The sequence below is a fragment of the Bifidobacterium santillanense genome (assembly GCF_018555385.1).
Taxonomy (GTDB): Bacteria; Actinomycetota; Actinomycetes; order Actinomycetales; family Bifidobacteriaceae; genus Bifidobacterium; species Bifidobacterium santillanense.
Genome location: NZ_JAFEJS010000001.1, coordinates 502,025 through 514,549, shown reverse-complemented (window position 1 = coordinate 514,549; position 12,525 = coordinate 502,025). Strand labels below are relative to the sequence as shown.

Here is a 12,525-nt window from a genome sequence, read left to right as displayed (position 1 = left end):
TCGGAAGTCAAATTAAGTGAAGGTCCCACGACGGGCCGACCGTACACTGGAATTACTCAAAACGTTGGGCCTCATACCAAACCTCGACAACGAAGTGGTAGGTGCCCGGCCGGGAGTGCAGGAATGATCGACGGGGATTATCAATGCCGATCCTGATCCGACGGAGATGGACCCTGTTGGTTTTTATCAATCCCGCCCCACACGGGATAGGATAAGGAGAAAACAATGAAGTTGCACAACATGAAGACGGTGATCGCCGCGGCCGCGGCCGTCGCGATGCTCGCCCCGCTGGCCGCCTGCGGTTCCGGCAGCGCCGCCGGAGACGAGAACACCCTGACGTTCTTCGCCAACAACACCCAGGACGTCTACCAGCCGGTCATCGACGCGTTCGAGAAGGCCAACCCGGGCGTCAAGGTCAAGTTCAGCACCACCAACGGATCCCAGGCGGGCTACCAGCAGACGCTGCAGACCCGCATCTCCGGCGGCCAGCTCGCCGACGTGTACGTGGCGCCGCCCGAGCAGCTCAACGACCTGGTCAAGAACGGCGTGGCCAAGGACCTGACCGACGAATCGTTCATGGACCGCATCGGCGACACCAACAAGGCGCAGTCCACCATCGACGGCAAGGTCTACAGCATGTCCGTCACCGCATGGACCAACGCCTACGCCTACAACAAGGACCTGCTCGCCAAGGCCGGCTACGACTCCATCCCGGAGACCTGGGACGAGTTCATCGACATGCTCAAGGCCCTCAAGAACGCCGGCGTCGACAAGCCGTACCTCGAGCCGAAGGCCGGACTCGGCGCGCTGGTCGAGGGCTGGATCGGCTACGACTCCTCCAAGCAGTCCAAGAGCATCGACCAGCAGATCGGCGACGGCGACTCCACCTTCGCCAAGAGCTACACCAAGTACTACAAGGAATGGGCCAAGCTCTTCGACGCGGGCGTGATGGGCTCCGAGGTCACCGGCCTCGCCGACGACCAGGTCCGCTCCGAGTTCGCCGCCGGCCGCCTCGCCGTGATGCCCTCCGGATACTGGGACGTGAACACGTTCAAGGACGCCGGCATCAACTTCGCGTTCGGACGCATGCCGATGCTGCACAAGGGCGACACCCCGTACGCGCCCGGCTCCGCCGACTCCGGCTACGCCATCAACGCCAAGATCGACGGCAAGAAGCTCGAGAACGCCGAGAAGTTCCTCGACTTCCTCTCCTCCAAGGAGGGCCTCAAGCTCATCCAGGACAACATCGGCCTGATCCCCGCCACCAAGAACTACACGCCCGAGATCGACAAGACCTTCTCCGAGCCGTACGACCTGTACCTCAAGACCGGCCACGTCTACCTCAACACGCTCGGCTGGCCCACCTCCGGACGCAGCGCCCTGCGCGCCGAGACCTTCGCCCAGCTCCAGCAGGTCGCCCTCGGCTCCATCACCCCGGCCCAGGCCACCGCCAACCTGGACGCTAAGCTCAAGACCCTGTCCTGAAGGTGAACGCCATGTCAGCCACGCAAGCAACATCCGCAACGGCCGCCGCCATCATGCCGGCGACGGCCGCGGCCGGCCCCCTCGACGCGCACGTCGTCGACGCCGAAGCCATCCACCTCAAGGCCCGCAGGCGCCGCAACCTCATGGAGAACCTGACCTCCGTGAAGTTCCTGCTGCCGCTGCTCGCCGTCTACATCGTCATCATCCTCATCCCGTTCCTGCAGAGCATCGTCTTCAGCCTCACCGACTACGACGGCTACGACTTCGCCAACGCGACGTTCGTGGGGGCGGCCAACTACGCGGCCATCTTCTCCGACAAGACGCTGCTCGCCGGCCTCGGATTCACGCTGCTGTACACCATCGCCACCACCGTGCTCATCACCGCCATCGCCCTGCCCCTGGCCGTGACGCTCAACCGGAAGTTCTTCGGGCGCAACTTCGCGCGCTCCCTGTTCTTCTTCTTCTTCTCGGTGCCGTCGATGGCCGTCCTCGGCCTGGTCTGGCAGTACATCTTCTCCCCGCTCGGCACCGGCGCGGTCAACACGCTGCTCGGCCGCCTCGGCGTGAGCCCGGTGCCGTGGCTGTCCGACCCCGCGCTCGCCAAGTTCTGCGTGATCTTCATCGCCGTGTGGGCCCAGGTCGGCTGGCACGCCACACTGTACCTCGCCTACCTGCAGGCGATCCCCGCCGACCTGTACGAGCAGGCGTCGGTGGACGGCGCGACCCGCGGCCAGCAGTTCGTCCACATCACCCTGCCGCAGATGGTCCCCGCCATGGGCGTGTCCATCTTCATGCTGCTGACCGGCGGCCTGAAGGTCTACGACCTGCCGTTCACCCTCACCAACGGCGGTCCCGGCAACGCCACCTACACCGTCACCCAATCCATCATCGTCACCGGCATCGGCTCCGGACGCTACGGCGTCGGATCGGCGCTCGGCGTGATGTTCTTCCTGTGCTGCGTGATCCTCGTGGCACTGCAGCAGGTCGTCACCTCGCTGATCGAAAAGAGGCTGTCATGAAATCCGGACTCACCCTGAGCCAGCGCGAACGCATCCGCGCCGCCGTCCGTTCGGTGGTGGTCATCGCCATCGCCCTCATCTGCGCCGTGCCCCTCTACGTGGTGGTGGTCAACACCTTCAAGAACTCCGGCGACATGGCCGCCGACCCGTTCGGACTGCCCGTGCACCCCACCCTGGAGAACTACGCGTACGCGCTGGAGAACCTGCCGATCGTGCAGGCCACGGTCAACACCCTGATCGTCACGGTCGTCGGCGTCTTCTTCATGGTCATCATCGGCGCGCTCGCCGCCTACGGCATGATCCAGAAGAAGAGCCGCCTGACCGCCGGCATCGGCGCGTTCCTCATGCTCTCGTTCGTCATCCCCGGCCAGACCCTGCTCATCCCGCAGTACAAGATGGAGGCGCAGTTCGGCCTCGTCGACTCCCTGCTCGGCCTGATCGTGCTCTACCTGGGAGGCGCCACGTTCTGCTACTTCCTCATCGTGCAGTACATGCGCGGACTCCCGCAGGAGCTGTTCGAGGCCGCCCGCCTCGACGGTGCCAGCCCCTTGCGCATCTTCTGGCAGATCGTCCTGCCGCTCATCCGCCCGATCCTCACCACCGTGGTGGTGTTCGAGACCATGTGGACGTGGAACGACTTCATGACGCCGAACATCTACATCTCCTCGACCGAGAAGCAGACGCTCGTCCTGCAGGTCTTCAACGCGATGGGGCAGTTCAGCACCAACTGGCCGCTGTTCATGACCATCACCACCATCGCCCTCATCCCCGTGTTCCTGTTCTTCATCTTCTGCCAGAAGTGGATCGTCGCCGGCCTGGTCGCCGGATCGGTAAAGGGCTGACGCGTCAAGCGGGGAGTCCGGTGGACTCCCCGTAGCGTCAGCCGAGCGGCGACAGCCGCGAGGAAACCCGGGCATCGAACCCGGAACCCCATACGACCCACACATCCACCACACACATACCCCAACCATCCTTTGCACCCACCCCACGGCGGGGCCGAAGACGACCCCGCCCGACCCTCGAAAGGCAATCCCATGACCCACACCCTCGACCTGACCAGCTTCAAGCCCAAGGCCATCACCCCGTTCCCGATCACCCGCGGCGACTGGGGCACCGCCCCGGACGGCACGTCCGTCGACTTCACCAACTACTACATGACCTTCGACGGCAAGCCGTTCTACGGCGTGTGCGGCGAGTTCCACTACTCGCGCATGGACCCCTCCCGCTGGGACGCCGAACTCGCCAAGATGGCCGCCGGCGGCGTCAACGTCATCGCCACCTACGTGTTCTGGAACCACCACGAGGAGCACGAGGACCAGTGGGACTTCACCGGCCGCCGCAACCTGCGCCGCTTCATCAGGCTGTGCGCCAAGCACGGGTTCAAGGTGATCGTGCGCATGGGTCCGTTCGACCACGGCGAGGTGCGCAACGGCGGCATCCCCGACTGGATGTACGGCAAGCCCTACGAGGTGCGCTCCGTCGACCCCGGCTTCCTCGACAAGGTGCGCGACCTCTACGCGCACATCGCGGCCCAGCTCGACGGCCTCTACTTCAAGGACGGCGGCCCGATCGTCGCCGCCCAGCTCGACAACGAGTACATGCACTCGTCCTCCCCGTGGGAGATGACCACCGGCATCACCGACGAATGGGTGCCCGGCGGCCACGACGGCTTCGACTACGTGCACGCGCTGCGCCGCATCGCCGAGGAGGAGGGCATTTCGGTGCCGTTCTACACCAACACCGGCTGGGGAGGCTCGCCCGTCCCGGACGACGTGCTGCCGCTGTGGGGCGGCTACGCGTACCGCCCGTGGCTGTTCTACGCCGGCCCCGGCGACCACCCGATCACCGACGAGTACCTCTACCGCGACTTCCACTCCGACGACTGCCCGCGCAACGAGGCGTTCGACCCCACCTACGAGCCGGAGAGCAAGCCCTACGCCTGCTGCGAGATGGGCGGCGGCATGTTCAGCTCCTACAACTACCGCTTCGTGCTGCCGATGAAGTCGGTCGACGCGATGGCCAACATCAAGATGGCGTCCGGCTGCAACTTCCTCGGATACTACATGTTCCAGGGTGGTTCGAACCCGATCGGCGACGGCATCTACCTCAACGAGGGCCAGCTGCCGAAGATCTCCTACGACTTCCAGGCAGCGCTCGGCGAGTTCGGCCAGGCGCGCGAATCCTACCGCCGCCTCAAGGCGCTGCACTACTTCGGTCTGGCGTTCGCCGACCGCCTGTGCCCGCTGGGCGTCGTCGTGCCGGAGGGCCAGAGCGACGTCGACCCCGCGGACACGGACACGCTGCGCTGGTGCGTGCGCACCGACGGCGAACGCGGCTTCGTGTTCATCGACAACTTCCAGGACCACGCGTCGATGCCGGCCAAGCATGGCGAGACGATCGAGGTCGCGCTCGCCGACGGCTCGACGGTCACGTTCGACGGCATCGGTCTGGCGGCCGACGAGAACTGCATGCTGCCGTTCAACATGGACTTGGACGGCGTGACGCTCGTGGCCGCCACCGCCCAGCCGGTCACGGTGATCCGCACGCCGGGCGCCGCGAACCGCACGTTCGTGTTCATGCGCCCCGAGGGCATGGACGACTGCTGGTTCAGGTTCGCCGACGGCACGGTGCGCCGCATCTCCGGCGACCGCGAGCTGTTCGATGTCGCCGACGGCGAGGGCCACGCGGCCACGATCCTGTGCGTCAGCCGCGCCGACGCCGACGCGATGACCGTCCTCGGCGGCGAGGCGCTCGTGTTCGCCGGCGATGCGGTGTCGCAGGACGCCTCGGCCCCGTCCATCGCCAACGATGGCGCGGTCGTGTACGAGACGGACGGCAGGGTCGTCGTCGAATCGACGCGTCCGACCGTCGCCGTCGCGACCTATCCGGCCGGATACCTCGAGGGTGTCCCGGCCGACGGCGACGTGCGTCTCGGCGACGCCGCCGCGGCCGACGTCCAGCCGACGGTCACGCGCCACTCCGACACCCGATACATCATCGACCTGCCGGACGAGTGGCTGACCGGCGACGGCGTGGACGACGCGCTCCTGCGCATCCGCTACTCGGGCGACATCGGCTGGCTGTGGTGCGGCGGAGTCCTCGTCGACGACAACTTCTGCAACGGCGACGTCTGGGAGGTCGGCCTCAAGGAGTACGCGCAGCTGCTGGCCGACAACCGCAACCAGCTGGTCCTCACCATCACGCCGATCCGCGAGGGCGCCAACGTGAACGTCGAGTCCACGATGGCGGCGCGCATGGAGAACGCCGAAAGCACGGTCGCCGGACTCGGTTCCGTGAGCCTGCAGCCGGTGTACTCCACGCGTCTGGCCAAGGCGTAGCGCGTAGCCATCCTTCCGTCTCCTGTTTCCCGGGGCGTCGAACGCATCGTCGTTCGGCGCCCCTTTCCTGTCAATCCCCACCAGACCAACCGGAAAGGCGCCCGCCATGAAACCGGCCGAACGCAACGTCATCAGAGAGCAGTCCGAGCACTACCAGTACCGCCCGTCCAATTCCGGGGCGCAGGTGTTCCTGTACCCCGAATGGCTCGGCGTGTACCGGTACGCCGCCGGATACACGCTGAACCGCGGCCCGTTGGACAACTTCCTGCTGTTCTTCATCCGCTCCGGCAGGTTCTCGATCGACCTGCCCGACCGGGAGCGCATCGTCGCGCACGCCGGCGACTTCGTGCTGATCGACTGCTACGCGCCGCAGTCCTACCGGGCGCTGGAGCCCGGCGAGGCCCTGTGGATACACTTCAACGGCGTCTCGGCGCGCATGTACTACGACTTCATCAGCGCACGCAGGGGGAACGTGTTCTCCACCGTCAACTCGCAGTTCGCGGTCAACCGACTGCAGCGCATATGCGCGGGGTTCCGCGCGGGGACGCGCATGTCGGAGCCGGTGATGGCGCGCTACCTGACCGACATCCTCACCGAATGCGCCGGCGTTCCCGACGACGGTCCCGCGGACGAGTCGGCCCACCGCTACACGATGGAGGACGTGCAGGACTTCATCGTGGCGAACCTGTCGCGCGAGCTGACGAACGACGACCTGGCCGACATGGCCGCGATGAGCACCGGTTATTTCATCAAGGAGTTCCGGCGGGCCACCGGCACGACGCCGCACGCGTTCGTCGTCAACGCGCGCATGGACGCCGCGAAGCGGATGCTGGCCGGCTCGGACGCCTCCCTCAGGCGCATCTGCACGCGCTGCGGGTTCTCGTCGCCCAGCGCGTTCTGCCTGGCGTTCAGGCGACTGGAGGGGATGACCCCGCTGGAGTACCGTCGATCGATGCGCGACGCCGCCCCGGGCGTCGGCCGCGAAGCCTTGAGCATTCCGCGATAATCGCAGAGCATTTTCTATACATTCCGGGCATCGTTTCGGGAATACCGTTGATGGTGACAACGCAGTCGATGGCAATAATCCACAATCGACATTCGTCCAACGAAGGAGTCCATCATGTCCCACAACCCCGTGACCGCCGGCGTCGAGAGGATGATCATCCCGACCTACGAGCCGCCCGCCCCCGATGAGATGCCCATGTACTCGGAGTTCCGCCAGCACCAGGGCTCCACCGGATACGCCTACCCGAACCGCGTGACGCTCGGCGTGGAACGCGACAGGCTCACCGATCACGAGTACACCGTCGTCCGCCTCGAGAACGACTACATCCGCCTGCTGATCCTGCCCGAGCTCGGCGGCCGCATCCTCGAAGGCTACGACAAGGTCAACGACTACAACTTCCTCTACCGCCACCACCGCATCAAGCCCGTCATCGTCGGCTCCTACGGCAACTGGATCTCCGGCGGCATGGAGTTCAACTTCCCGTTCCACCACCGTCCCGGCACCTACATGCCCGTCGACTACAGCATCGAGCGGCTCGATGACGGCACCGCGATCGTCTGGTGCTCCGAGGCCGCGCCCTCGCCGGGCCAGTACCGTCTCAAGGGCACGTGGGGCGTCAAGCTGCGTCCGGACGTCTCCTACTACGAGACCGTGGTGAAGATCGACAACCGCACTCCCGTCAAGCACCCGTTCCTGTGGTACGAGAACGCCGGCATCCACGTCAACGCCGACTACCAGCTGTTCTTCCCGCAGGACGTCGGCTACGTGCACCACCACTACGACCGCCACCACGCCACCTTCCCGATCACCAAGGGCTGGTACGCGGTGGAGAACCACGAGGAGGAGACCGACATCAGCGTCCACAGGAACACGTTGAAGGGCAACTCCTACTTCGCCGCCCCCTCGAAGTACGACTTCTTCGGCGGCTACGACCACGACCGCGACTGCGGCACCGTGCACGTGGCCGACCACCACATGGTCCCCGGCAAGAAGCAGTTCATGTGGGCGCTCGAGGACCTCGGCGACGCCTGGAACGGCAACCTCACCGACAACGACGGCGAGCACGCCGAGCTCATGGCCGGCGCCTACTCCGACGACCAGCCCGACTTCACGTACATCGCGCCCTACGAGGTGAAGACCTGGTCGCAGTTCTGGTACCCGATCCACGGCACCAAGGCCCCGACCTTCGCCAACATCCACGGCGTGGTCACCCTCGACAAGGCCGACGGCGAGGTGCGCGTCGCCGTCACCAGGAGCGTGGCCGACGCCGTACTCGAAGTGTCCGACGGCGAGGACACGGTGCTGCGCGAGAGCATCACGCTCGACCCGGGCGACTACCGCGAGTTCGACGTGGCGCTGCCGGCCGACGTCTACACGCTGCGCCTGACCGCCGCCGACGGCACCGTGCTCATGGACTACACCGAGGACAAGCCCGACGTGCTGCGCATCCCCGAGGACAACCCCGGCATCCCCACCCCGCACGAGCTCACCACCGCGCAGGAGATCTACGTGGCCGGCCAGCACATCGACCAGTACCGCGACCCGTCGTTCAAGGGACGCGACTACTACCTCGTGGCGCTCGAACGCGACCCCGAACACCTGCCGTCGCTGCTCGCCATGGCCGAGGACCGTTACGACAACGCCCTGTACGACGAGGCGCTCGGATACCTGCGCCGCGCCGACAAGGTGCTCAACCGGTACAACCACAACCCGTACGACGGCACCTACAGCTACCTCAAGGCGCTGTGCGAGTACGGCAAGGGCGAGGTCGACGCCGCCTACGAGACCTTCTTCAAGGCCGCGTGGAGCAACAACGTCATCTCCCCGGCCATGACCTACATCGCCGGCATCGACGGACAGCGCGGCGACTGGGTCAGGATGAGGGAGCACGCCGGGCAGGCGCTCAGGAAGGAGGCCGACCACGCCGTCTGCGGCACCTACAAGGCCATCGCCGAAATCAAGCTCGGCGACCGCGAGGCGGGTCTGACGGAGCTCGAAGGCATCATCGCCCGCGACCGACTCGACCACCTGGCCCGCTTCGCCCACCTCTACTACTCCGGCAGGGACCTCGGCGAGTTCTACTCGATCCTGCTGAGCAACCCCGCGCAGACCATCCTCGACGTCACGTTCGACCTGCTGCTCGCCGGACTGAAGGACGAGGCCGTCGCCCTGCTCGAAGGCGCCAAGCTCGCCGGGCAGTCCACGCCGATGACCCACTACACGCTCGCCTTCGTCTACGACGCGCTCGGCAAGACCGAAGCCGCCGCATCCAACCGCAAGGCCGTGTCCGACAGCCCGATCGTGGACGTGTTCCCGTACCGCCTCGAGGAGCTGCCCGTGCTCAAGGCCGCCGTCGAAGCCGACCCGACCGACTACACCGCCGCCTACCTGTACGGCTGCATCCTGTACGACAAGCTGCAGTACAAGGCCGCCGCGGACCAGTGGAGGAAAGTCACCGAACTGAAGCCCGACTTCCACATCGCATGGCGCAACCTCGCCATCGCCTACTTCAGCAAGTTCGACCGCCGCGAGGAGGCGCTGGAGCTGATGAAGAAGGCCGTGGAGGTCAAGCCGAAGGACGACACGCTCGTACGCGAGACCAACTACGTGGCCGCCAGGCTCGGCGTGGACGGACGCGAACGCCTCGACTGGCTGCTCGCCAACCTGCCCGACAAACCCTCCGACACCCTCGCCTGGGATCTGGCCGACGCCTACAGCAACGTGTTCGAATTCGACAAGGCGCTCGACGTGCTCAGGAACCACGAGTTCGTGGCCGCCGAATGCCAGGAGACCTACCTCACCGAGTCGTACACCTTCGCGCTGTGCTGCAAGGGCCGGCTGCTCGAACGCGACGGCAAGGTCGAGGAGGCGCTCGAATGCTACCGCCAGGCGCAGATCGTCCCCGCCAACTTCCGCGCCGGATGGTGGGACACCCAGCAGCTGTACTACGCCCGCTGGTTCGAGGCCGCCGCGCTGGAGAAGCTCGGCCGCGAGGACGAGGCCCGCAAGGCCGCATCCCGCCTGCTGCCCTTCATCCACAGCAACTACAGCCCGTACATGGGGCCGGAGACCGACTACTACGTGGCGCTCGCCGAACGCCTGCTCGGCGACAACATCATCTCCCGCAGGGACATGAGCGCCTCCGTGGTCAAGTGGGAGGAGGACGCGGGGAACGACCTCGACCGCAAGCCCATCGTCACCTCGCTGCACCTGTCGTTCGTACCCGACGGCGTGAGCGAGCACAAGGCCGAAACGGTCCGCGCGCTCGCCTACGGCCGCCTGTTCTTCGACGACAAGGCCGGCGCCCGCAAGCTGTTCGAGGAGAGCCTGAGGCTCAACCCCGACAACCCCAAGGCCAGGTTCGAGCTGCACCTGCTCGATATGAACGGCGAGTGATGCCGACGGCCGACCCGCGACGATGACGCCGAACGCCCCGGTATCCGCCGGGGCGTTCGCGTATTCGACGGCGTATCCGCGGCGTGGCCTCTCCGGGCCGGGGGAGAGGCCGCCGTCCCGTCTTCCCGTTGTACACTGGAATGCATCGTATGCGGCGGGACGATCGAGGAGACGGCCGATGGACATCAACGAGATCGAGTACTCGGACGCCGCCTCGCATCTGGTCTGGGGCGGCGACTACGACTACTACATCCACACGCCCAGCAAGGTGGCGCGCGACACCTTCCTCTACCCGCTGCAGACGGGCATGTTCCACTACGAGGAGGGCATGCTCGCCGAACGCAACCGGTTCGACAGCTTCCTGATCATGTACCTGCGCAACGGCTCGATGCTCGTGCGCACCAAGGACGACGAGATCGCCGCGCACGAGGGCGACTTCGTGCTGCTCGACTGCTACGACTACCACTACTATCAGGCGCTGGAGCCCACCGACGTGCTGTGGATGCACTTCGACGGCAACGCGGCCCGCGCCTACTGCGATCTGATCCACCAGCGGCAGGGACTCGCCTTCGCGTTGCGCAACCCGTCATACGCGTTGAACCAGCTGGCCCGCATCTACGAGATCTTCAGGAACGGCGAGCGCATCCGCGAACCCATCCTGGGCAAGTACATCGTCGACATCCTGTGCGAGATGCTCGTCGAGGACAACGGCGTCGAGCCGTCCCGACGCAGGGAGCAGGACGACATTCGCCGGGTGATGTCCTATATCTCGCAGCACCTCGACGAGCCGTTGACGGTGGGGGAGCTCGCCTCGGTCGCCTACATGGGCGAGTACGGCTTCATCCGCGTGTTCAAGGCGCAGACCGGATACACGCCCCACGCGTACGTGGTGCAGGCGCGTCTGGACACCGCGAAGTACATGCTGGTCAACTCGCAGGCCACTCTGAAGGAGATCTGCGCGGCGTGCGGGTTCTCCACCACGTCCGTGTTCTGCGCCGCCTTCAAGAAGCGCATGGGTGTCTCGCCGCTCGAATTCCGCAAACGGTCCGGGGCGAGGAGAGACGAGACGACGGCCGTGACGGCCGGGGGCTCCGCCTCGTGACATGACGCGAAAGGGGCGTCGATCCTTCCCCTCAAAGGGAGGATCGACGCCCCTTTCCATACTCGTCCATGCTCATGCCGTCAGGGCATGCCGGCCGTCGCTACCTGCGCGTCACCTCGTAGCGCACGACGGTGGTGTAGGTCTCGCCCGGGGCGATCGTGACCAGATGGTCGCCGGAGCGGAACGCGTTGGCCGGGGCGGTCATCGGCTCGACGGCCACGCCGTACGGGTGCTCCTCGAACGGCGCGCCGGTGGCGGTGTAGCACTGCCACGCGTTGATGGTCTTATCGCCGACGAGCTTGACCTCGATGCCGTCGGGGCGGGTGAACACGGTGGTCGTGGTGCCGTCGGCGGCGCGATTGACGTCCAGCCACGCGTCGTCGAAGGAGCGGCCCTCGAGCGTCGGGCCCTCGCGCAGGTCGGTCACGCCGGCGACCGGTTCGACGCCGGTCGGGATGAGGCCGTCGTCGACGACCACGTGCTCGTTCGCGTCGATCTTCAGACGGCAGGCGGCCGAGTCGGCGTCGCGCTCCTCGCTCGTCGCGCCCTGCCTGCCGTTGGCCAGCCACGGATGCAGGCCGAGGGCCCACGGGGCCGGCTCGTCGCCGCCGTTGGACGCGGCGACGGTCACGGTCAGGCCGTCCTCGCCGAGCTCGTAGGTGGCGGTCACGGTCACGTCGAACGGGTAGCCGTCGAGGTTCGGGAAGCGCAGCGACTGCGTGACGGCGTTGTCCGTGAGGGACTCCAGCCTCCACATGTAGTGGTAGGCGTAGCCGTGGTTCGCGTTGTGGCGCGGGGAGGGGTGGCATTCGTTGACCGGCGCGCAGTAGTGTTTGCCGTTGAAGTCGTACTCGCCGTCCTTGATGCGGTTCGGCCACGGGGCCAGGATGTAGCCGTTGCAGGTGGGGGTCAGGTCGTCCGGGCCGAACGGGCAGAAGATCTCCTCGCCCTGCCAGTCGAAGCGGCGCAGCTTCGATCCGAGCTCGCAGACCACGGCGGAATAGTCGCCGTAGTGGATCGAATACTGGTTGCCGGTGCGCGGTGTCGTGCTCATGATTCACTCCGTAGTGAGAGGTGGTGTTACCGCTACCATCCTAGTGCGTGGGCGGTCTCGACGCACATGCGGTTTCTGGCGTTTATGGTGTTTTCCTGCGCTTCGCACACGCCGTTTCTTCACGT

General features: G+C 66.0%; 8 protein-coding genes. 7 read left to right on the top strand and 1 reads right to left on the bottom strand.

Features of this window, described 5'->3' with window-relative positions:
- The first annotated feature begins 225 nt into the window (after positions 1 to 225).
- From JS528_RS02330 to JS528_RS02300, 7 genes are all read left to right on the top strand, one after another.
- Positions 226 to 1,485: an ABC transporter substrate-binding protein gene (locus JS528_RS02330; protein ID WP_214357466.1), complete on the top strand. Its 1,260-nt coding sequence runs from the start codon at positions 226 to 228 to the stop codon at positions 1,483 to 1,485.
- A gap of 11 nt (positions 1,486 to 1,496) precedes the next feature.
- Positions 1,497 to 2,504, top strand: coding sequence for a carbohydrate ABC transporter permease (locus JS528_RS02325; RefSeq protein WP_240541246.1), 1,008 nt, complete (start codon positions 1,497 to 1,499; stop codon positions 2,502 to 2,504).
- The gene (locus tag JS528_RS02320) at positions 2,501 to 3,346 is read left to right on the top strand and encodes a carbohydrate ABC transporter permease (RefSeq protein ID WP_214357465.1); all 846 of its coding nucleotides are present in this window, start codon (positions 2,501 to 2,503) and stop codon (positions 3,344 to 3,346) included. The genes JS528_RS02325 and JS528_RS02320 overlap by 4 nt, the downstream gene beginning before the upstream one ends.
- A gap of 192 nt (positions 3,347 to 3,538) precedes the next feature.
- On the top strand, positions 3,539 to 5,842 hold the full coding sequence (locus JS528_RS02315) for a beta-galactosidase (protein WP_214357464.1): 2,304 nt from the start codon (positions 3,539 to 3,541) through the stop codon (positions 5,840 to 5,842).
- A 106-nt stretch (positions 5,843 to 5,948) separates the two neighbouring features.
- Entirely contained in the window at positions 5,949 to 6,848 is a 900-nt protein-coding gene (locus JS528_RS02310) for an AraC family transcriptional regulator (protein ID WP_214357463.1), read from the top strand.
- A gap of 114 nt (positions 6,849 to 6,962) precedes the next feature.
- Complete coding sequence (locus tag JS528_RS02305) at positions 6,963 to 10,244, top strand: tetratricopeptide repeat protein (protein ID WP_214357462.1); 3,282 nt, start codon at positions 6,963 to 6,965, stop codon at positions 10,242 to 10,244.
- A gap of 178 nt (positions 10,245 to 10,422) precedes the next feature.
- Positions 10,423 to 11,346: an AraC family transcriptional regulator gene (locus JS528_RS02300; protein WP_214357461.1), complete on the top strand. Its 924-nt coding sequence runs from the start codon at positions 10,423 to 10,425 to the stop codon at positions 11,344 to 11,346.
- 100 nt (positions 11,347 to 11,446) lie between these two features.
- Here the strand turns inward: JS528_RS02300 and JS528_RS02295 are convergent, their stop codons facing one another.
- Complete coding sequence (locus JS528_RS02295) at positions 11,447 to 12,403, bottom strand: aldose 1-epimerase family protein (RefSeq protein ID WP_214357562.1); 957 nt, start codon at positions 12,401 to 12,403, stop codon at positions 11,447 to 11,449.
- Positions 12,404 to 12,525 lie beyond the last annotated feature (122 nt).